This window comes from Tenacibaculum mesophilum, assembly GCF_003867075.1.
GTDB lineage: Bacteria > Bacteroidota > Bacteroidia > Flavobacteriales > Flavobacteriaceae > Polaribacter > Polaribacter mesophilus.
Map to the genome: position 1 here is coordinate 2,994,501 of NZ_CP032544.1, position 19,957 is coordinate 3,014,457.

General features: G+C 31.6%; 21 protein-coding genes, 2 tRNA genes and 1 riboswitch. Of the genes, 10 read left to right on the forward strand and 13 right to left on the reverse strand.

Annotated features, from left to right (window positions below; all coding sequences use genetic code 11):
- Positions 1-211: 211 nt before the first annotated feature.
- The 4 genes from D6200_RS13665 to trxA form a co-directional block, all read right to left on the reverse strand.
- Positions 212-285: transfer RNA gene (locus D6200_RS13665), tRNA-Asp, on the reverse strand.
- 35 nt (positions 286-320) lie between these two features.
- Positions 321-394, reverse strand: a tRNA-Asp gene (locus tag D6200_RS13670).
- A gap of 54 nt (positions 395-448) precedes the next feature.
- A complete protein-coding gene (locus D6200_RS13675; protein WP_073181843.1) occupies positions 449-1,369 on the reverse strand; it encodes a DUF58 domain-containing protein in 921 nt (306 codons plus the stop codon).
- A gap of 70 nt (positions 1,370-1,439) precedes the next feature.
- Positions 1,440-1,757, reverse strand: coding sequence for a thioredoxin (trxA, locus tag D6200_RS13680; protein WP_028892415.1), 318 nt, complete (start codon positions 1,755-1,757; stop codon positions 1,440-1,442).
- Between the two features lie 321 nt (positions 1,758-2,078).
- Between trxA and metK the strand changes: the two genes are divergently transcribed.
- Together metK and D6200_RS13690 are read left to right on the forward strand one after the other, a co-directional pair.
- Positions 2,079-3,332: a methionine adenosyltransferase gene (gene metK, locus D6200_RS13685; RefSeq protein WP_073181841.1), complete on the forward strand. Its 1,254-nt coding sequence runs from the start codon at positions 2,079-2,081 to the stop codon at positions 3,330-3,332.
- A gap of 247 nt (positions 3,333-3,579) precedes the next feature.
- Complete coding sequence (locus tag D6200_RS13690; protein WP_073181839.1) at positions 3,580-4,344, forward strand: hypothetical protein; 765 nt, start codon at positions 3,580-3,582, stop codon at positions 4,342-4,344.
- Positions 4,345-4,392: 48 nt separating this feature from the next.
- On the opposite strand, the gene sppA is transcribed toward D6200_RS13690, so the two are convergent.
- A complete protein-coding gene (gene sppA / locus D6200_RS13695) occupies positions 4,393-6,138 on the reverse strand; it encodes a signal peptide peptidase SppA (protein ID WP_073181837.1) in 1,746 nt (581 codons plus the stop codon).
- A 72-nt stretch (positions 6,139-6,210) separates the two neighbouring features.
- A complete protein-coding gene (locus tag D6200_RS13700) occupies positions 6,211-6,636 on the reverse strand; it encodes a DUF6146 family protein (RefSeq protein WP_073181834.1) in 426 nt (141 codons plus the stop codon).
- A 99-nt stretch (positions 6,637-6,735) separates the two neighbouring features.
- On the opposite strand from D6200_RS13700, the gene D6200_RS13705 reads away from it, so the two are divergent.
- Complete coding sequence (locus tag D6200_RS13705; RefSeq protein WP_047788590.1) at positions 6,736-7,296, forward strand: DNA-3-methyladenine glycosylase I; 561 nt, start codon at positions 6,736-6,738, stop codon at positions 7,294-7,296.
- A 45-nt stretch (positions 7,297-7,341) separates the two neighbouring features.
- Complete coding sequence (locus D6200_RS13710) at positions 7,342-9,375, forward strand: dipeptidyl-peptidase 3 family protein (RefSeq protein ID WP_073181832.1); 2,034 nt, start codon at positions 7,342-7,344, stop codon at positions 9,373-9,375.
- A gap of 81 nt (positions 9,376-9,456) precedes the next feature.
- Here the strand turns inward: D6200_RS13710 and D6200_RS13715 are convergent, their stop codons facing one another.
- Positions 9,457-9,669, reverse strand: a complete 213-nt coding sequence (locus tag D6200_RS13715) for a hypothetical protein (protein WP_231128378.1) — start codon at positions 9,667-9,669, stop codon at positions 9,457-9,459.
- Positions 9,670-9,708: 39 nt separating this feature from the next.
- Here D6200_RS13715 and D6200_RS13720 point away from each other — a divergent pair, with 39 nt between their 5' ends.
- Positions 9,709-10,440 (forward strand): SDR family NAD(P)-dependent oxidoreductase, encoded by a 732-nt coding sequence (locus tag D6200_RS13720; protein WP_073181830.1) that lies wholly within the window; start codon positions 9,709-9,711, stop codon positions 10,438-10,440.
- Positions 10,441-10,500: 60 nt separating this feature from the next.
- Here the strand turns inward: D6200_RS13720 and D6200_RS15355 are convergent, their stop codons facing one another.
- Positions 10,501-10,668, reverse strand: coding sequence for a hypothetical protein (locus D6200_RS15355; RefSeq protein ID WP_159432108.1), 168 nt, complete (start codon positions 10,666-10,668; stop codon positions 10,501-10,503).
- 158 nt (positions 10,669-10,826) lie between these two features.
- Here D6200_RS15355 and D6200_RS13725 point away from each other — a divergent pair, with 158 nt between their 5' ends.
- Positions 10,827-11,213 carry a pyrophosphohydrolase domain-containing protein gene (locus D6200_RS13725; protein ID WP_073181828.1) on the forward strand — a complete coding sequence of 129 codons (387 nt, stop codon included), beginning with the start codon at positions 10,827-10,829 and terminating at the stop codon, positions 11,211-11,213.
- Positions 11,214-11,257: 44 nt separating this feature from the next.
- Here D6200_RS13725 and D6200_RS13730 read toward each other — a convergent pair whose 3' ends face one another.
- Together D6200_RS13730 and D6200_RS13735 are read right to left on the reverse strand one after the other, a co-directional pair.
- Positions 11,258-12,139, reverse strand: a complete 882-nt coding sequence (locus D6200_RS13730) for a TlpA family protein disulfide reductase (RefSeq protein WP_053056649.1) — start codon at positions 12,137-12,139, stop codon at positions 11,258-11,260.
- Between the two features lie 67 nt (positions 12,140-12,206).
- Positions 12,207-13,256 carry a branched-chain amino acid aminotransferase gene (locus D6200_RS13735; protein WP_073181826.1) on the reverse strand — a complete coding sequence of 350 codons (1,050 nt, stop codon included), beginning with the start codon at positions 13,254-13,256 and terminating at the stop codon, positions 12,207-12,209.
- A 120-nt stretch (positions 13,257-13,376) separates the two neighbouring features.
- Between D6200_RS13735 and D6200_RS13740 the strand changes: the two genes are divergently transcribed.
- The 4 genes from D6200_RS13740 (at position 13,377) to D6200_RS13755 (ending at position 15,869) form a co-directional block, all read left to right on the forward strand.
- Positions 13,377-13,889 (forward strand): DUF4920 domain-containing protein, encoded by a 513-nt coding sequence (locus tag D6200_RS13740; RefSeq protein ID WP_073181824.1) that lies wholly within the window; start codon positions 13,377-13,379, stop codon positions 13,887-13,889.
- The gene (locus tag D6200_RS13745) at positions 13,889-14,311 is read left to right on the forward strand and encodes a hypothetical protein (protein WP_073181822.1); all 423 of its coding nucleotides are present in this window, start codon (positions 13,889-13,891) and stop codon (positions 14,309-14,311) included. Before D6200_RS13740 ends, D6200_RS13745 begins: the two co-directional genes overlap by 1 nt.
- Positions 14,312-14,318: 7 nt before the next feature.
- Positions 14,319-14,978, forward strand: coding sequence for a tRNA (5-methylaminomethyl-2-thiouridine)(34)-methyltransferase MnmD (gene mnmD / locus D6200_RS13750; RefSeq protein ID WP_073181820.1), 660 nt, complete (start codon positions 14,319-14,321; stop codon positions 14,976-14,978).
- 171 nt (positions 14,979-15,149) lie between these two features.
- Positions 15,150-15,869 (forward strand): tRNA1(Val) (adenine(37)-N6)-methyltransferase, encoded by a 720-nt coding sequence (locus tag D6200_RS13755; protein WP_073181818.1) that lies wholly within the window; start codon positions 15,150-15,152, stop codon positions 15,867-15,869.
- A gap of 39 nt (positions 15,870-15,908) precedes the next feature.
- Here D6200_RS13755 and D6200_RS13760 read toward each other — a convergent pair whose 3' ends face one another.
- From D6200_RS13760 to D6200_RS13770, 3 genes are all read right to left on the reverse strand, one after another.
- Complete coding sequence (locus tag D6200_RS13760) at positions 15,909-16,334, reverse strand: acyl-CoA thioesterase (RefSeq protein ID WP_073182683.1); 426 nt, start codon at positions 16,332-16,334, stop codon at positions 15,909-15,911.
- Between the two features lie 55 nt (positions 16,335-16,389).
- Positions 16,390-18,714 carry a 5-methyltetrahydropteroyltriglutamate--homocysteine S-methyltransferase gene (metE, locus tag D6200_RS13765; RefSeq protein WP_073181816.1) on the reverse strand — a complete coding sequence of 775 codons (2,325 nt, stop codon included), beginning with the start codon at positions 18,712-18,714 and terminating at the stop codon, positions 16,390-16,392.
- A 186-nt stretch (positions 18,715-18,900) separates the two neighbouring features.
- Positions 18,901-19,087: riboswitch (cobalamin riboswitch) on the reverse strand.
- Positions 19,088-19,199: 112 nt separating this feature from the next.
- Positions 19,200-19,955: a DJ-1/PfpI family protein gene (locus D6200_RS13770; protein ID WP_073181814.1), complete on the reverse strand. Its 756-nt coding sequence runs from the start codon at positions 19,953-19,955 to the stop codon at positions 19,200-19,202.
- Between the last annotated feature and the right edge of the window lie 2 nt (positions 19,956-19,957).

Sequence of the window (19,957 nt, forward strand, 5' to 3'; positions counted from 1 at the left end):
TATTTTTTGTTAGGTTAACAATATGATACAAAGTCTCGTCTCTTACTAAAAAAGTAAAAGTAAAAATAGAAACCTTGCCATACGTTTTGTAACATCATTGTATTTGTGTTTTTTGTACGGAACAAATCTTAGAAATAAATTTAACTAAACCAAATTTTTTTTTAAAAAAGTGTAAAAAAGAAAAAAGCTTCTCAAAATGAGAAGCTTTTTGCGGTCTGGACGGGACTCGAACCCGCGACCCCATGCGTGACAGGCATGTATTCTAACCAGCTGAACTACCAGACCGTTGCTTTAAGCAATATGTTTTAGAGAAACTTTAGCGGTCTGGACGGGACTCGAACCCGCGACCCCATGCGTGACAGGCATGTATTCTAACCAGCTGAACTACCAGACCGTTGCTCTAAGCGGATGCAAATATATAACCTTTTTTTAAATAAAAAAGAGTTATTTATAAAAAATTCTGTCTAGTGATAAGATAAGCTATAAGCACTTTATCATAACCTTCACTAATATCTACAGGAATGTAATCTATTTTATATTGTAAGCATTTGTTTTTTAGGTTTTTGAAAAAAAAGGAGCTCAATTCTTGATATTTTTGCTGTACATTTTCTGCGTATAAATTTATTTCTTCTCCAGTTTCAACATCCACAAATTTTTTTGGTGAGTTATCAAAATCAAACAAAAATTCTGTTTTTTTATCATATGTATGAAACAATACTACTTCATGTTTATTAAATTTTAGATGTCTTAAAGCATTAAAAAGTTCTTCTTCATTCTTTGAAGTTTGAAACATATCGGTAAATAAGAAAATTAAAGACCTTCTATGAATCTTCTCTGCTATTTCATGTAAGTATTGATAGGTTTTTGTATTTGAAGTAGAATTAGATGATAATAAATGCTCTAATTGATGTAATAACATTTTACGATGACGTTCACTACCTTTTTCTGGAGCATAGTATTCATAAGTGTCAGAGTAAATACTTAAACCAACAGCATCACGTTGTCGCTTTAAGATATCCATTAAAGAGGCAGCTGCTACTGCAGAGAAACCAATCTTATTTAAATCATTTATTGATTCATTATTGCTTGGAGGATAATGCATCGACGCAGAATTATCAATGATTATATGACACCTAAGATTCGTTTCTTCTTCGTACTTTTTAGTGTACAATTTTTCAGTTTTGGCAAATAGCTTCCAATCTATATGTCGAGTACTTTCTCCTTTGTTGTAGAGTTTGTGTTCAGAAAATTCAACTGAAAATCCGTGAAATGGACTTTTATGCATTCCTGTAATAAAGCCTTCTACCACTTGTTTAGCAAGTAGCTCAAGGTTGTTAATTTTTGAAGCAGTACTGTTTAAATCAATCATAGATTACCGAAAATAACAAAAGGTTTGGCGATAGCCAAACCTTTTTTATAATATCAAATAATATCTTTACTTATAAAGCAGCATCAATTTTATCTGTATATGCTTTTTTTGGAGCAGCACCAACTTGTTTGTCTACAACTTCTCCGTTTTTGAAGATTAATACAGTTGGTATGTTTCTTACACCATACTTAGCGGCAAATTCTTGGTTTGCATCTACATCTACTTTTCCAACTACAGCCTTACCATCGTATTCATTACTAATTTCATCAACGATAGGAGATACCATTCTACAAGGTCCACACCAAGCTGCCCAAAAATCTACTAATACTGGTTTGTCAGATTTTAATACTACTTCTTCGAAAGAAGCATCTGTAATTTCTAATGCCATTTTATTTATGTTTTATCTAAAGTTATTTTCTTATTTATTTACGTACAAATGTAAACAAATATTTTACCAATACAATTTTACAAAAATTACTTTTTATTATCATAATATCAATACTTTCTATTTATTTACGTGTAAGTTTGTTTTTGTGTATGTAAAATAATCTATAACTTTGTCAAATATATTTTGAGGAAAAATTTGACTGATTGCAACCTCATTGAACAATGATTCAAAATAAAAATGCTAAAGCAGTAATTTCTACTCCTTTTAGCGACTTAGCAATTCAGATTTTTTCTTTTAGTTAAATTTAAAAAAAAAGTATTTATGTCATATTTTTTTACTTCAGAAAGTGTTTCTGAAGGACATCCAGATAAAGTAGCAGATCAAATATCTGATGCTCTAATAGATAATTTTTTAGCTTTTGATTCAAATTCAAAAGTAGCATGTGAAACATTAGTAACAACTGGTCAAGTAGTATTAGCAGGAGAAGTTAAGTCTTCTACTTACTTAGATGTTCAAAAAATTGCTCGTGAGGTAATTAATAAAATTGGATATACCAAAGGTGAGTATATGTTTGACGGTAATTCTTGTGGAGTGTTATCAGCAATTCATGAACAGTCAGATGATATTAACCGTGGAGTAGATAGAGCTTCAAAAGAAGAGCAAGGAGCAGGTGATCAAGGAATGATGTTTGGTTATGCGACAAACGAAACTGAGCATTATATGCCGTTAGCGTTAGATTTATCACATATAATTTTAAAGGAATTAGCAGCAATCCGTAGAGAGAATAAGGAAATTACTTATTTACGTCCAGATGCTAAAAGTCAGGTAACTATTGAGTATTCTGACGATAACGTACCGCAACGCATTGAGGCAATTGTAGTTTCTACTCAACATGATGATTTTGCTGATGATAAAACAATGTTAGCTAAAATTAGAAAAGATATTGTTGAGATTTTAATTCCTAGAGTAAAAGCACAATTAACTCCAGAAATTCAAGCGTTATTTAATGATGATATTAAATATCATATTAATCCAACAGGAAAGTTTGTAATTGGTGGACCTCATGGAGATACAGGGTTAACAGGCCGTAAGATTATTGTTGATACTTATGGAGGAAAAGGAGCACATGGTGGCGGAGCATTTTCTGGAAAAGATCCAAGTAAAGTAGATCGCTCTGCAGCGTATGCAACACGTCATATAGCTAAGAATTTAGTAGCTGCTGGAGTGGCTGATGAGGTTTTAGTACAAGTATCGTATGCTATTGGAGTAGTAGAACCGATGGGTATTTTTGTAGATACTTACGGAACTTCAAGAGTGGATTTAACTGATGGAGAAATTGCTCAAAAAGTTTCTGAAATTTTTGACATGCGTCCACACGCTATTGAAGATCGTTTAAAGTTACGTAATCCAATGTATAGTGAAACAGCAGCTTACGGGCATATGGGAAGAAAAAATGAAGTAGTTTCTAAAACATTTACACAACCTAATGGAGAAAGTAAAACAATGGAAGTTGAATTGTTTACTTGGGAAAAATTAGATTATGTGTCTAAAGTAAAAGAGAGTTTCAGTTTGTAATAAACGAAATAAAAACATAGTGAAAAATACCTGTAATTTTATTGCAGGTATTTTTTTATACAGCTATTTTTGTATGAAATTTAAAAACAATATAAACCGAACTTGTTTTTTATATTTTTCAAATTGCTAAAAATTGCTGTTCTCTTCTTTTACTCATTTCTATTAATTGTCTTAAAGATTTTATGTAGGGGGAAATACTTAGTTTTTGCTTGAACAATAAAAATAAGTTCATTAAAAATCACAAAAAATGAAAAAATTAAAGTATGTTTTTGCTATTGGATTAGGAGTAGTATTATTAACCTCATGTAGTAGCTCTGCTTCAGACGATTTTGATGAGGTTAACGGAGAAGCTAAAAAGAAAAGATTAAAAACTGTTGCAGCGACAAATCAAGAAAATGAAACAATTACTACACAGTTTATGTATAATGCTGAAAAAGAATTGGTAAGTGTTTCTGGAACAAATGGAACAGACGCTACTTTAATAAACTATAGCAATGACGGGAGTACTATTAAGGTGACAGAAGACAGCGATCTTTCAGAAAGCCTTTCAATAGAAGAGTTGTATCAATCACCATATAATATTTATGAAACAGGAATGGCATTAGAATATGATTCTAACAAAAATCCTAGTAAAGTTTTATTTCAAGTTGAGGTTTATGATTGGGAAACTGAAATGAATGTTGTTGAAAATTATACAGCAGAAATATTTTATGACAATAAGCCAAATATGTATTTTTCTACTTTAGAATCTGCTGGGCTTATTGAAATTTTAGATGGAGTTGATGTTAGTTTTGGTGTAAGTCCTCAAGCATCAGAAGTAATTAAAGCTAGAAGATTATTACCATTAAATAACGTAACGAAGATTATCTATAAAGACGGAGGTGATAACGTTATAGGTACTTTAACTGTAGATTATACTTATGATTCGGATGGGTACCCTTTAATAGGAAAAGGAGTAGCTGTTGCTGGTGAAGAATCAATTGCTATAAATACTACTTATAGTTACGAATAAACTAGATTATAATAAAAAAAGCCTCGACATTGTCGAGGCTTTTCTTTTTTACTTCACTTGAAATACAAAGGGTATTCTAGCTTGAATTCCTTTTAGGTTTTTCATTTTGTGAATATTATGGTATAATTGGTAATTTTCATCACCTAAAGTTTCTTTAAGTATTTCTTCTTTTGAAGCTTTCATGAATGGAGAGAATTTTAGAGCCTCTTTTAAGTCAGTTTTGTAATTAGGGTAATTACGAACTCTAAAATTTTGAACTTCTGCTAATTCAGCGGCAACTTTAATAGCGTCATTTAATCCTCCTAATTGATCTATTAAGCCATTTTCAATAGCTTCTTTACCAGTCCAAACTCTACCTTGTGCAATTTCGTTTACTTGCTCAAAAGTCATGTTACGCCCTGCAGAAACACGGTTAACAAAAGTAGTGTAGATTTGTTCAACACCTTCTTTAGTTACATCGTAGAATTTCTGGTTCATTGGCTCAAAAACACTATAAGAAGCGCTGTTGTTAGTAGATACTTGTTCTGCATTGATACCAATATTATCGGTAAATTGACTAAAGTTAGGAATGGCTCCAAAAACTCCAATAGATCCTGTAATTGTAGTAGGTTCTGCAATAATTTTGTTAGCATTACAAGCAATATAGTAACCTCCAGAAGCTGCATAGTTACCCATAGAAACTACTAAAGGTTTTTCTTTTTTTGTTAATTCTAGTTCACGCCAAATTAATTCAGAGGCTAAAGCACTACCTCCAGGTGAATTTACGCGAAGTACGATAGCTTTTACATTATCATCTTTTCGGGCTTTTCTGATAGCTTTGTTTATAATTCCTTGTCCTATATAGTCTTCGCTTCCTTCTCCATACACAATATCACCTTGTGCATAAATCACGGCGATTTTATCTTTAGCAGTAGAAGAAATTCTTCCTTTTCCAGAGTTTATGTAGTCTTCAATAGAAATAGTATTTACTTTCTTATCAGAACCCATAGCTAACTTCTTTTCGTATTCATCTTCATAAATAGAAGCATCTATTAAATTATTTTCTTTTGCTACAGTAATATTTCTTCCATTAGAATTATCAGCAATAAGGTTTAGTTTTTCAATAGAAATGTTTCTACTCTTACTAATATCATCTGTGATTTCTGACCAAATTGATTTTAAAAATGAAGTGGTTTGTTCGCGGTTAGCTTCGCTCATTTCATTTTCCAAGAAAGGTTCAACTGCACTTTTATATTTTCCGTGACGAATAACCTCCATTTTAATACCATATTTGTCTTCAAAGTCTTTGAAATATAAAATTTCGGTAGATAAACCTCTAAAGTCAATAGCTCCAACTGGGTTTAAGAATAAACTGTCAGCAACAGAGCTTAGGTAGTAATTTTTTTGAGTATAAATGTCATTATATGCATATACAAACTTACCACTTTCTTTAAACTCTTCAATTTTGTTTCGTATGGCTTGTGTTTGGGCAATACCAGCATTAACAAAAGGTGTTTTAATACTTATTCCTTTTATTTTATCATCAGTTTTTGCATTTTCAATAGCGTTGATAATTTTGTTTAAAGCCAATTTTTCATCTGTTAGTTCTAGAGCTTCAGCAATAGGATTGTCTTCTTTTGGAGCATAATCTTTAATAGGAGTTGATAAATCTAATTCTAAAACCGAGTTTGATTTTACAACAATTTCCTCTTCAGCTCCAATAAAAGAAGCAATAATAAAAAAGAAAACAAACAGTAAAAATAGGGCAATAAAAAAACCTAGAATAGAGGCGAGTAAATTTCTTAAAAACTTCATGTTGTATGGTTAATTTTTTTGAGCAAATATACAGTTTTTCGAAAGACGTCTTTTACTAAGGTTTTACTAGTTCTAACGATTTATTCCTACACCCAAATTCATGCGGTATTTTCGTTGGGCGAACTCAAAATAATTAAAAAGTTTATAGTTTACTTCATAGCCATAATCAACGTGTGGACTATAATCAATTACGTTTTCATAAACGTTTGAATTAAATTGTAAAGGATTTCTAGCTCGGTAATTCCATGTATTTACATACAAACGGTTTTTATTTTCGAGGTATTGTTGTGAGTAAAAGCCTTCTGGTTTGGCTATACTGTTTAAATAAGTAGTAAAACCAGGGTCAATAATTATAATTTCATATTCTAAACTATCATTAGCAATTACAACTGGTTCCTCTTTAGGAGTGTTAGAAGTATTTTTTATAGGCGAGGAACTGCAAGCCCATATCATAATTCCAATAATACTAAGAAAAAGAATATGTTGTAAGGTTTTCATAATCAGTGTGGTTTGTAATTATAAAGTTGCAAAAATTATTCCATTTTTCATTGATTTTTAATTTGTTTAACAGTAATTTTCAGCATTAAATAATAGAAAATGAAGAAAAGATGTTTTTGGGTTAGTGATGACCCACTATATATTGAGTATCACGATAATGAATGGGGAGTGCCTGTATATGATGACGATAAGCTGTTTGAGTTTTTAATATTAGAAACTTTCCAAGCAGGTTTGAGTTGGATTACAGTTTTGAAGAAAAGAGAAAACTTTAGAAAGGCATTTGATAATTTCGACTATAAAAAAATAGCAAAATACTCTGAAGACAAATATGAAGAATTGCTTCAAGATGCTGGAATTATAAGAAATAAATTAAAGATAAAAGCGACTATAACCAATGCTCAGGCTTTTATGAAAGTACAAGAAGAGTTTGGTACGTTTTCAAAATATATTTGGGCTTTTACTAATGGACAACCGATAGTGAATAGGTTTGAAAAGAGAGAAGAAGTACCGGCAACAACAGAGCTTTCTGACGCGATTTCAAAAGATTTAAAAAAACGAGGATTTAAGTTTGTAGGTTCAACAGTAATTTATGCACATATGCAGGCGACAGGAATGGTAAACGACCATACAACCGACTGTTTCCGATATCATGAAGTTTAAATTTCGTAATTTTAGCGTTCAAAAAATAAATTTAAAAATATATAAATGAAACTAAAACAAATGCTTTTTGTGTTTGCAGCAGCAGGAGTATTAACTTCTTGTGGTGTAGACGCAAAAAAAGAGCCTAAAGTAGTAGAAAAAAAGGCAAAAGAATTTGAATATGTTGTTGAGCAATTTGCTGATATAAAAGTGTTACGTTATCAAATTCCAGGGTTTGATGAGTTAACACTAAAAGAAAAAAAATTAGTGTACTATTTAACACAAGCTGGTTTATCTGGACGTGATATTATGTGGGATCAAAACTACCGTCACAATCTTGAAATTAGAGCAGCTTTAGAAAATATTAACAATAGCTTCAAAGGAGATAAAGAAAGTGAAGATTTTAAAGCATTCACTACCTATTTGAAAAGAGTGTGGTTTTCTAACGGAATCCATCATCATTACTCTAACGATAAGTTAAAACCTACATTTTCTAAAGAGTATTTAGAAACGTTGTTAAAAGAAACTAATACTGAGTTATCTACGGAAGCATTAGAAGTTATTTTTAATGATAAAGATGCTAAAAAAGTAAACAAGAAAGCTGGAGTGGATAATGTATTAGCATCAGCAGTAAATTTTTACGGAGCAGATATTACAAGTAAAGATGTAGAAGACTTTTATGCGAAAGCTGATAAAGGACCAGAAGGGCAACCAATTGAGGCAGGATTAAACTCGAAGCTAGTTCGTGAGAATGGAAAACTAGTGGAGAAAGTTTGGAAGTCTGGTGGAATGTACGGACAAGCAATCGATAAAATTATTTATTGGTTAGAAAAAGCTAAAGAAGTAGCAGAAAATGAAAAGCAAGCAAAAACCTTAGAGTTATTAATCGAATACTATAAAACAGGAGATTTACATACTTGGGATGAATATGCAATTGCTTGGGTTGAATCTACAGAAGGAAATATTGATTGGATTAATGGTTTTATTGAAGTTTATAATGATCCTAAAGGGTATAGAGGTTCGTACGAAACAATTGTACAAATCAAAGACTTTGATATGTCTAAAAAGATGAAAGTATTATCAGACAAAGCACAATGGTTTGAAGATAATTCTCCGTTAGATCCAAGTCACAAAAAGAAAGATGTTGTAGGGGTTTCGTATAAAACAGTAAATGTCGCTGGTGAAGCAGGAGATGCATCTCCAAGTACTCCAATTGGAGTGAATTTGCCAAACAATAACTGGATTCGTCAACAACACGGTTCTAAATCGGTATCGTTAGGAAATATCATAGGATCTTATAATAATGCTGGAGGAACTGGACGTTTAACAGAGTTTGCTAACGATCAAGAAGAAATTGATTTAGAGATTAAATATGGGAAGTTAGCAGATAAATTACACACGGCATTACACGAGGTAATTGGGCATGCTTCAGGTGTAATTAACGACGGAGTTGGTCAACCAAAAGAAACTTTGAAAAACTACGCTTCTACAATGGAAGAGGGTAGAGCAGATTTAGTTGGACTTTATTACTTAATGGATCCTAAATTACAAGAATTAGGATTAGTTGATGATTGGCAAAAAGTAGGAAAAGCTGCTTATGACGGGTATATCAGAAATGGATTAATGACACAGTTAATTAGAATTAATTTAGGAGACGATATTGAAGAAGATCACATGGTAAACCGTCAATGGGTTTCAGCTTGGGCTTTTGAGCAAGGAGCGAAAGATAATGTAATTGAAAAAGTTACCAGAGATGGAAAAACTTTTTATAATATTAATGATTATAAAAAACTTCGTGAAATTTTCGGGCGTTTATTAAAAGAAACACAAAGAATTAAATCTGAAGGAGATTTTGAAGCGGCAAAAGCATTAGTGGAAGGTTATGGAGTAAAAGTAGATCAAGATATTCATAAAGAAGTTTTAGATCGTAATGCTCAATTTACATCAGCTCCTTATAGCGGATTTGTAAATCCAGTATTAGAGCCAGTAACTGATACTGAAGGAAATATTACTGATATTAAGATTAAGCAACCAGAAACGTTTGAAGAGCAAATGAAGTTCTACGCTAAAAACTATAACTTCTTACCAATAAAAAATTAAAAAGTTATAAACTTGAATAAAAAAAACCGATTCTGAAAAGAATCGGTTTTTTGCTTTTATAAGAAACTCTTAAGAGTTTTATTATTTAGTTAATAATTTTGATAAAAACAATAACGCAATTACTACCGCTATTGCTATGGCAACGTATAAAGCTCCATTTTGATAATGCTTTTTATTGTTTTTAGCATCTTTTTTATAACTAAAATACATTAAAAGAATAAAAGCTATAACAAATAAACTCGCAAAAATAATTCTACCTGTAGTAAACATTTTTGCAGCAATAAGTATAAACATAAAATTGTATTTTTAGCAAAGTTAAAGAATGATTTTAGAATGAAAAAAACTAAAACAGCAATTATTTTTGGAGGCACTTCTGGTATTGGAAAAGGACTTGTAGAAAAACTAATACAAGAAAATTATATCGTAGCGGTAACCGGGAGAAGGCTTGAAAAATTGGAAGAGTTAAAGAAGAGGTATTCTAATCAAATACTTATTAAGCAAAATGATATCCAACAAGTAGATGAGGTAGAAAAAGTGTTTAATGAGTTAGTAAATGAATTAGGAGAAGTTCATTTGGTGATACAATCTTCAGGAGTTGGATTTGTAAACCCAAAGTTAGACTGGGATAAACAAGAGCAAACTATAAACACGAATGTTTTAGGTGTAACAAAACTATATGCATTAGCTTATAAATTGTTTAAAAAACAAGGTTTTGGTCATTTAGTTGGTATTTCTTCTATCGCTTCACTACGTGGAAATAGAGCAGCACCAGATTATTTCTCTTCTAAAGCATATCAAAAAGCGTATTTAGAGAGTTTGTATATCAAAACAAAATCTATTAAAACAAAAAAAGTTTTTATTACAGATATCCGTCCGGGGTTTGTTGATACAGCAATGGTTTTAGGTGATGGTATTTTTTGGATGGTTCCTCTAGAAAAAGCAGTTAATCAAATTTATGTAGCAATAAAACGAAAAAAACGAGTAGCTTATATCTCAAAAAGATGGAGGTTAATAGCTTGGGTACTAAAAATAGTACCAGCAAGAATTTTAAAAATGGCAACATAATACTTTAGATAAGTTAAAGTGTAAACAAAAAAGCGAAACAAGTCCGCTTTTCTATTAATTCTAACAGTAACTAGAGCCTATCTCGTATTGTTCACCACATAAGTAACAATATCCATTGTAATAAGTTGGGGCAGAGCTACAGGGTAAAGGTCGACCTGTACCACCGTTTATTAATTTTTGTTCAGTTTTATTTAGGGTTGAACCTAATTTAGAAATCTCTTTTAACATAATTTATTTTTTTTGAGTTTCTTAAAGTTAAATAACTTAAAATATATAAAGGAATAAAAAAACTAAAAAAAGTATGGTAAAACCATAAAATGTGTCAAATGATGATATAAATAAAAACATTATTGACTAATAACTATTGAATTAAAATCATAACTATAATGAAAAAAAGAATAGCAGCAGTACACGAATTTCATTCAGCTTTCGGGTTAGGAATAAAAAATGAACCAACAGCAAACATTGGAGAAGAACGAAACTTACTTCGCTATAATTTAATGAAAGAAGAAAATGAAGAGTATTTAGAAGCAGCACAAAATAACGATTTGGTTGAGGTAGCAGACGCTTTAGGCGATATATTGTATATTTTATGTGGAACTATAATAGAACACGGTATGCAACATAAAATAGAAGAAGTATTCAATGAAATACAACGAAGTAACATGAGTAAGTTAGGAGAAGACGGTAAACCTATTTATCGTGAAGATGGTAAAGTACTGAAAGGACCAAATTACTTTAAACCAAACATTAAAGAAATTTTAGATAAATAAAAAAGCTCCTTATTAAGGAGCTTTTTTACATTTTGTTTTTCTATTTATTTACCCATAATTCTTTCTAATTCTGATGTTAATGTTTTTACATTATTAACCATTTTAATAATAATACCATTAGCATCTACAATTAAATGTGTAGGATATTGTTTAACCTTTAGTTTCTTAGCCATATAATCCTTTTGTTCAGGAATAGTAGGGTATTTAAATTCTTTAGTTTCTAAAAATTTAATCAATTCATCTTTTTTATCAAAAGCCAAACTAACAAATTCTATTTTATCATCCTTGTATTTATCAACCAGTTCATTTAATTCAGGAAACTCTTCTACACATACCTTACATGTAATAAACCAGCACTTTAGCACTAATAATTTTCCTTTTGTATCCGCTTTATTGTGAGCGTTACCATTTAAATCAACAAAATTGTAATCAGGAAGTTTTTTGCCTTCCATCTTAAAATATTGATGTGCTATTGAAGCCTTACTAACGATTGATTTTTTTATTTTTTCATCAGAAGAAGCATCAATACCAGTAAGCTGGTATTGTACTTTACCTTTTTTTTCCGATTTAATCGGAATATAAGCGCCTGTGCGTAGTAAGGTTAAAAAGATACCTTTTTCCATAGCTGCACCTTCATCATCTAGAGGAATAAAGGTAGACATTAAATCAATGTTTTCCTTTGCATAAGCTTCCCAGTTATCAAAGTTCTTTTGAATGTCTTCGATGTCAACGGAAAAAGAACCTGTTGAGGAATTATCAACAGATAAGGGCTCTTCAGGAGTGTCTTCTTTAGAAGAAGTAATTTTATTACTTTGGGCTATGATATTATTTTCATTTTCTAATGAATTAGAATAGAAATCCAATCCAAAAAATGAAATAACAAAACCAACTCCTATTGATAATAAAGCAGGTATAATATTTCTCATTTCTTTAGAATTTTTTATTAAAATAACTTAATTCCGTTTACTAATATAGCTTTTTTAAATGAAATGATTAAATTTTAACTCTCCAGTTGTGCTTGTCTTCTAATTTGTTATACTGAATGTTGAGTAGTTTTTCTTTAAAGAAAGAAGCATAAGAATCATTTGTTTCAGGTAATTCAAAAGTTTCGTTTTGGTGTTTAAATCCTTTTATAGGATTTATAACAGCAGCAGTACCAGAACCAAAAATTTCCAACAGTTCACCTTGTCTAGCAGCTTCTTTAATTTCAGCAACTGAAACTCTTTTAACTTCAATATCTATATTATAATCTTTTGCAAGTTGAATAATTGATTTACGAGTAACACCATCTAAAATTCTATCATTAGTAGGAGCAGTTATAAGTTTATTACCTATTCTAAAAAAGATATTCATTGTACCTGCTTCTTCAAGGTATTCGTGGGTGTTTGCATCAGTCCAAATAATTTGTTGATACCCTTCCTTATGTGCTAAACTAGTAGGGTAAAATTGAGCAGCATAGTTACCAGCGGCTTTGGCAAAACCAACACCACCGTCAGCAGAACGACTATATTCTTCAGCAAATAGTACTCTAACTTCACCAGCATAATATGATTGAGCAGGTGAGCAAATAATTATGAATTTATATTCTTCAGCAGGTGAAGCAGCAATAGCTCCTTCTGAAGCAATAATAAACGGACGAATATATAACGAGTTTCCTATTCCTTTCTTAATCCATGCATCATCTATCTCAAGAAGTTTTTTTAACCCTTCAAAAAATACATTTTCAGGAACTGGAGGCATTGCTAAACGAGCCCCAGATTTATTAATTCTATGAAAATTTTCATCTGGACGGAATAAAAAGACATCATTGTTTTCATCTTTATAAGCCTTCATTCCTTCAAAAACAGCTTGCCCGTAATGAAAAACCCTAGCAGAAGGCTCAAAAGTTAAAGGTCCATAAGGTAAAATTTTAGGTGTTTTCCATTCTCCATTAGCAAAGTCACAAACTAGCATATGGTCAGTAAAAGTGCGACCGAACACTAAGTTGTTAAAATCTACCGTATTTATTTTAGACTCTTGTATAAGCTCAATATCAATATTCATTATGTGATTGTTTTAGAAGTGCTACGAAGATACGAAATCTAGTGGTATGTTTTGAGGTTAACTACCAGCTTGAAGAAATATGAGTATATTTGTTGATATGTTAATTTTAATTTTTTGAAAATGAAAAGACTACTAGTTTTTGCTACGCTTTTAAGCGTAATGTTTAGTGCTTGTAAAACTGAAAAGAAAGATGCAGCTCCTGCTGCGAATGGTATTAAAGAACAAAAGATTGCCTATGCGTCTTTTGGAGATGAGATTACAGATAGCAATGCTATTTCTGCTGAAGAAATGCGAATAAAATTCAAAAACTTAAAAAAAGGGGATACTCTAAACATAAAATTTACTTCAACGATAAATGAAGTGTGTAAGAAAAAAGGGTGTTGGATGAAGTTAGATTTAGGGGAAGAACAAGAGTCAATGGTGCGTTTTAAAGATTATGGTTTTTTCATGCCTTTAAATGCAGATAATAAAGAAGTGGTAGTAAACGGTAAAGCTTTTGTTACTGAGATTTCTGTTGATGAATTACAACATTATGCTAAAGATGCAGGAAAATCAGAAGAAGAAATAGCAAAAATTATAGAACCAAAATACACCTATGCTTTTGAAGCAGATGGAGTGTTAATGAAAAAATAATGAAACAATTAATTATTGTTTTATTGATGTCTTTGGTGCTTTTTTCTTGCAAAAAAGAGGAAAAGAAACAACCAAAAGAGGAACTTATAATGTATCAGTCTTCTGAAATGGCAGCTTTAATGAATGCTATGTACGAAGGGAATATGACCGTTAAAAATAAGATTTTAGAAGGAGAGCCAATAGGTGACTTTCCTGAAACTTACTTGAATATTCATAGTGCTGTTTTAACAGACCCAGCAGATAGAAATGCAAGTTTTGAAGCTTTTTCAAAATTATATATTCAAAATATACAGCAAGTATATTTGGGTTCAAAAGATTCTATAAAGCAAAATTTCAACAAAGCTGTAAATAGTTGTATTGCCTGCCATAAAACAACTTGCACTGGACCAATACCTAGGATTAAAAAATTACTAATTAAATAGTTTAGTTATAAAACGAGAAATTATCATAACGTCAGATGGTTCTACAACCATTCATTTACCAGAATGGAATGAACAATATCATTCTAAACACGGAGCAATACAAGAAGCATATCATGTATTCATTAGAAATGGACTGAAGTATGTAGACACTAAAAGTGTTTCTATTCTAGAAATAGGCTTTGGTACAGGACTTAATTCTTTTATCACGTTATTGGAAGCTAAAAAGGAGATTGATTATGTTGGAGTAGAGGCATATCCTGTAGCTAAAGAAGAAGTAGCAAAATTAAATTATGTTGCGGAGTTGGACGCCGATGATAAAAGAGAATTTTTTGAAAAAATTCACGAAGTTTCTTGGGAAGAAAAACACAACATTACTCCCAATTTTTCATTAACTAAACGCAAACAATTTTTTGCTGAAATTACCGATGAGAATAGTTTTGATTTGATTTATTTTGATGCTTTTGGAGCAAGAGTACAACCCGATTTGTGGACTGAGGATATTTTTAGAATTATGTTTGCTGCGTTAAAACCAGAGGGTGTTTTAGTAACTTATTCAGCAAAGGGAAGTGTACGACGAGCAATGCAAGCAGTAGGTTTTGATGTTGAGCGTTTACCCGGGCCTCCAGGTAAAAGAGAAATGTTACGAGGAACAAAAATTATAACGTGATATTTTACGTGATTAATGTAGAAATTAGAAAATAAAGAAATGGAGTTTAAAAGACGTTTCGGTAATCGAAAAAGAGGGAATCCTAAAAGAGGGTTGTTTTTAGTAGTTTTATTAATTGTTGTGTTGTACTTATTTTTCAACGCAGAAAAAATTCTTGGAAAATTTTTATAAATGAAACCATTTAAATTTAAAGAGTTTACAGTGCATCAAGACAAAACAGCGATGAAAGTTGGTACCGATGCAGTATTATTAGGAGCGTGGTGTAATTTAGGAGAGTTTCCAGACACAATATTAGATGTTGGCTCTGGTACAGGAATCATTTCGTTAATGTTAGCACAACGAAGTGATGCGATGACTATTGATGCAGTTGAGATTGATACAAACGCTTATGAGCAAACGGTTGAGAATTTTGAGCAGTCTGATTGGGGAGATAGACTCTTTTGTTACAATGCTTCTTTTGTGGAATTTGCAGAAGAAATGTCTGAAGATGAAGAAGAGTATAATATAATTGTATCCAATCCACCATTTTATACTGATAACTACGAAACAGAAGATGTATCGCGAAACAAAGCGCGCTTTACGAGTTCATTATCTTTTGAAGAGTTATTGAAAGGAGTGAGTGAAATATTGTCGGAGTATGGAAAGTTTTCAACTATTATACCGTTTAAAGAAGAAGAAAATTTTATAGAACTAGCTAAAAATCATAATTTATACCTACACAGAGTTTGTCGAGTAAAAGGAACTCCTACTACTGAAATCAAACGTAGTTTATTAGAAATGTCCTTTGTAGAGACTACAATCCAAGAAGAAGAGTTGATAATAGAAACAAAAAGGCACCAGTACACTGATGCCTATATTAACCTTACGAAAGATTTTTATTTGAAGATGTAATCTCTTATGAGGGTATACTTTCAAAATTTCTATTTAGTTTTAACTATGTTCTTGTGAGTAATGTAGTTCTTCAGTGCCAGTTTTTATGACAGCAATAGGGGTTTTATTTTCATCAATAGCAACAAAGGTGAATTCACCTTCAATGGCTTTTTCTCTATGTTGAGAGTACATCTGTTCAGTAAAAATTTTAACAGTAACTTTTAAACTTTTGTTACCTATATAACTTACTTTTCCTACTAATTCAATAATAGTTCCAGCAGGGATAGGCTTTTTAAAATCAATTTTATCACTACTTACGGTTACAACTTTTTGCCTGCAGAATCGTGTTGCTGTAATAAAAGCAACTTCGTCCATTAGTTGCATAGCGGTTCCTCCAAAAAGGGTGTCATAATGATTGGTTGTATTTGGAAATACGGCTTTGAAAATACGTGTTTCCGACTTTGTTATTTTTTCTTCTGTGGTCATTTTATATATGTTAGTATAATTAGTGCCTGAAATATTCTTTTCAGGCACTTTATTATTAATTTACAGTTTCTAAGGTGTTAGCATTATAGCTTAAAGAGGCTTCTTTTGAAGCTGAAACCATAGCTATTAAAGCTTTTTCAGTTTCATCCCAATGTCTAGTTTTAAGACCACAATCAGGATTTACCCAAAGACGAGAAGCTGGAATAACTTTTTGTGCTTTTTGTAGTAATTCAACCATTTCTTCTTTTGAAGGAACTCTTGGTGAGTGGATGTCATAAACCCCAGGTCCAATTTCATTCGGATATTTGAAATCTGCAAAAGCGTTTAACAACTCCATTTGAGAGCGAGAACATTCAATAGTAATTACATCGGCATCCATCTCAGCAATGCTTTGAATAATGTCGTTAAACTCTGAATAACACATATGTGTATGTATTTGTGTAGCGTCATTTACACCACAAGAAGAAATTTTAAAAGCTTCAATAGCCCATTTTAGATAATCATTCCACCCTGATTTTCGTAATGGTAAACCTTCTCTTATAGCAGGCTCATCAATTTGAATAATTCTAATACCAGCATTTTCTAGGTCTCTAACTTCATCACGTATAGCCAGTGCAATTTGTTGGCAAGTAATGCTACGAGGTTGATCGTCACGCACAAACGACCATTGTAAAATAGTAACAGGGCCTGTAAGCATTCCTTTAACCCATTTGTCAGTTAAAGATTGTGCATATTGTGACCAATAAACAGTCATTGGGTGTGGTCTGTGTACATCCCCATAAATAATAGGAGGTTTTACACAACGACTACCATAACTTTGAACCCAACCTTTTTTAGTAAATGTAACTCCGGCAAGTTGTTCACCAAAATACTCTACCATATCGTTTCGCTCATACTCACCATGAACTAATACATCTAACCCTATTTTTTCTTGCCATTGAATGGTTTTTTGAGTTTCTTCTTTTAGCAAATACTTGTAATCTTCACTACTTAAGATACCTTTTTTAAATTGAGCTCTCCAGCTTCTTACTTCTTTAGTTTGAGGGAAGGAGCCAATGGTTGTAGTAGGGAATAGCGGTAAATTCAATACTTTTTCTTGTGCTTCTTTACGAATTAAAAAACTATTTTTTCTTCTAGAATCTGTTTCGTTAATGGAATCAACACGTAGTTTTACATCGTTATGATGGATTAATGCTGAAGATTTTCTATTGGCAATAGCTTTTTTATTTTCTTCATAAGCATTTAAAATATTTTCATCACTAGTGTTTTCAGATAACTCTTTTAATAAGCTTACTTCGGTAAGTTTTTGTTTAGCAAAAGAAAGCCATTGTTTAATGTCAGTGTCAAGAGAGATCTCTAAATCTAAATCACAAGGAGAATGCAACAAAGAACAAGAAGAAGCAATAAAGGTTTTTTCAGAACCTAACTTATCAGTGACTTTTTTTATTAGCTGTAATGACTTTTCAAAGTCATTTTTCCAAATGTTTCTTCCATCTACAACACCTAACGATAAGATTCTATTTTTAGGAAGAGTATTCAATACATCATCTAGCTGTTCTTCGCAGCGAACTAAGTCGATATGCAATGCGTCTAAAGGAAGTATGTTAGCTAATGAAAGATTGTCTTTTAAACCTTCAAAATAAGTAGTAACTATAAACTTTAGTTTAGGAAACTTTTTTCTAATCTCATTATAGATAAATTGATAGGTTTCTTTGGCTTTTTCACTCAAATCTAATGCTAAAAAAGGTTCGTCAAATTGAATCCATTCTGCACCTTGTGTTTGAAGTTCTTGTAGAATTTCAATATATACAGGGAGTAGTTTTGGGGCTAAATCTAATTTATCAAAACCTTCTTCTTTTTCTTTACCTAAAAGAAGGTAGCTAACCAAACCAATAATTACAGGCTTAGCATTAATCCCTGCTTGTTTAGCTCCGACAAACTCATTAACAATTTTGCTAGAAAATAGTTTGAATTCCTGATTTTTATAAAATTCAGGAACGATATAATGGTAATTGGTGTCAAACCATTTAGTCATTTCCATAGCAGTGATATCAAGATCATCTTTTTGATATCCTCTTGCCATAGCAAAGTAAAGGTCAAGTTCAGAATTTGAAGTTTTTAACATTACTTCATTGTAACGTTTAGGAATAGCTCCAACAGTAAGCGTCATGTCTAACACCTGATCGTAATAAGAAAAATCATTACAAGGAATAAGGTCTATGCCTGCTTCTTGTTGTGTTTTCCAATTTTGTTGACAGATATTTCTTCCTGTTTCAAGAAGTTCCTGTAAACTAGTTTTGCCTGACCAATATTGCTCGCAGGCTTTTTTGAGTTCTCTGTTGCTACCAATACGCGGATAGCCAAGAATGTGCGTTTGCATTTTCTTTTAAACTTTTATAATTAAACATTAATTTTAAAAGCTCTTTTAGATGCTTCGCAATGCTAAAAACGATAAGATGTTTGAGGAAAAATAATGACATACCAAAAAAGCACAGCATTTCATAAAGAAAGTGTGCGTTAAAAATATATCATCGGTATGACCCAAAAGCTTCAAATCGCGAAAGCATTGTCAATATCCGAATAGGCAGGTCTCCTGACTTATAACAGCTTTTATCATCCTTCCCGCTTTTGGCAGTGGATATACTAGGATAAAAACTTTTGGTGTGTTACTTACAGTTGCGCGACAGTTCGTGATTTGCACACGATTCCCTATTAATCTACAGTTAAGTAAAACCTTTTCGGTTGATGAAGTATGTAAAGAACTTATCGGGGTAAATGTATGTATTATTTTTTTAGAACTGGTAATAAAAAAAAGCACCAATAAATTGATGCTTATGTTTGAAAAAGAAAATTTATAATTAATGTTTATTTTTTCCAGTTTTTAAGTTGATCCAAGTATAAATAGCTTTCAACAAATTTTCTATGTTCAGTATTTGTCATAATTTCGAGAAGTTCTAACGCTGAAATATAACTTGCTAAATTTCCGTTTGAAGATAAAAACTTACCGTCTTTAACAAAAGTTACCAAGCTGTCGTTTTGCACTTTTAAATTTGGGTAGTCTTTTTGTAGTTGCTCACCGCCGCCAATCCATGTTACAATTTTATGACCATCTGCTATACCAGATTTACCAATTAAATTAGCTCCAGCACAATTACTAACAGTGTATTGGGTTTCTTGATTTTTTGTTTTTATAAAATCTACAACTTTATTATTATGTACTTGTGCATACATGTCGTAAGCACTTGGTACAAACAAAGCCGTTAGTTTAGGACAGTTTTCAAAAGTATAGTCGGGAACAAAATGCATTCCTTCTTCAGTAGTAATGGGTTTAGCTGTTTCAGCAATAGCTACTACATTAAAAAGTTGTTTGCCATCTTTATCTGCTTTTCCAAATACATCTGACGTTGCTATAACTTCTCCTTGTAAAACCCCATTAAACATTAAAAGTCCAATAGTTGGTAAATTAGGATTAAATGGTTTTAGGTGTTTAGTTAGTGTGTCAGATGGAGATACAACTTGTTCAACTCCTTCTGTTTTTTTATTGGTTTTCGATTTTTCTGAATTACAACCAACAGTAATAATTGTAAAAAGTAGTATTACTACAATGCTTAAATTTTTCATGC

Excerpts from the sequence above, each read along its gene's own strand:
- D6200_RS13710 (WP_073181832.1), top strand. The coding sequence starts at position 7,342 with ATGAAACTAAAACAAATGCTTTTTGTGTTTGCAGCAGCAGGAGTATTA.
- D6200_RS13770 (WP_073181814.1), bottom strand. The coding sequence starts at position 19,955 with ATGAAAAATTTAAGCATTGTAGTAATACTACTTTTTACAATTATTACT.
- sppA (WP_073181837.1), bottom strand. The coding sequence starts at position 6,138 with ATGAAGTTTTTAAGAAATTTACTCGCCTCTATTCTAGGTTTTTTTATT.
- D6200_RS13725 (WP_073181828.1), top strand. The coding sequence starts at position 10,827 with ATGAAAAAAAGAATAGCAGCAGTACACGAATTTCATTCAGCTTTCGGG.
- D6200_RS13740 (WP_073181824.1), top strand. The coding sequence starts at position 13,377 with ATGAAAAGACTACTAGTTTTTGCTACGCTTTTAAGCGTAATGTTTAGT.
- D6200_RS13735 (WP_073181826.1), bottom strand. The coding sequence starts at position 13,256 with ATGAATATTGATATTGAGCTTATACAAGAGTCTAAAATAAATACGGTA.
- D6200_RS13715 (WP_231128378.1), bottom strand. The coding sequence starts at position 9,669 with ATGTTTATACTTATTGCTGCAAAAATGTTTACTACAGGTAGAATTATT.
- metK (WP_073181841.1), top strand. The coding sequence starts at position 2,079 with ATGTCATATTTTTTTACTTCAGAAAGTGTTTCTGAAGGACATCCAGAT.
- D6200_RS15355 (WP_159432108.1), bottom strand. The coding sequence starts at position 10,668 with ATGTTAAAAGAGATTTCTAAATTAGGTTCAACCCTAAATAAAACTGAA.
- D6200_RS13745 (WP_073181822.1), top strand. The coding sequence starts at position 13,889 with ATGAAACAATTAATTATTGTTTTATTGATGTCTTTGGTGCTTTTTTCT.
- trxA (WP_028892415.1), bottom strand. The coding sequence starts at position 1,757 with ATGGCATTAGAAATTACAGATGCTTCTTTCGAAGAAGTAGTATTAAAA.
- D6200_RS13700 (WP_073181834.1), bottom strand. The coding sequence starts at position 6,636 with ATGAAAACCTTACAACATATTCTTTTTCTTAGTATTATTGGAATTATG.
- D6200_RS13675 (WP_073181843.1), bottom strand. The coding sequence starts at position 1,369 with ATGATTGATTTAAACAGTACTGCTTCAAAAATTAACAACCTTGAGCTA.
- D6200_RS13705 (WP_047788590.1), top strand. The coding sequence starts at position 6,736 with ATGAAGAAAAGATGTTTTTGGGTTAGTGATGACCCACTATATATTGAG.
- D6200_RS13755 (WP_073181818.1), top strand. The coding sequence starts at position 15,150 with ATGAAACCATTTAAATTTAAAGAGTTTACAGTGCATCAAGACAAAACA.
- D6200_RS13690 (WP_073181839.1), top strand. The coding sequence starts at position 3,580 with ATGAAAAAATTAAAGTATGTTTTTGCTATTGGATTAGGAGTAGTATTA.
- D6200_RS13720 (WP_073181830.1), top strand. The coding sequence starts at position 9,709 with ATGAAAAAAACTAAAACAGCAATTATTTTTGGAGGCACTTCTGGTATT.
- D6200_RS13760 (WP_073182683.1), bottom strand. The coding sequence starts at position 16,334 with ATGACCACAGAAGAAAAAATAACAAAGTCGGAAACACGTATTTTCAAA.
- metE (WP_073181816.1), bottom strand. The coding sequence starts at position 18,714 with ATGCAAACGCACATTCTTGGCTATCCGCGTATTGGTAGCAACAGAGAA.
- D6200_RS13730 (WP_053056649.1), bottom strand. The coding sequence starts at position 12,139 with ATGAGAAATATTATACCTGCTTTATTATCAATAGGAGTTGGTTTTGTT.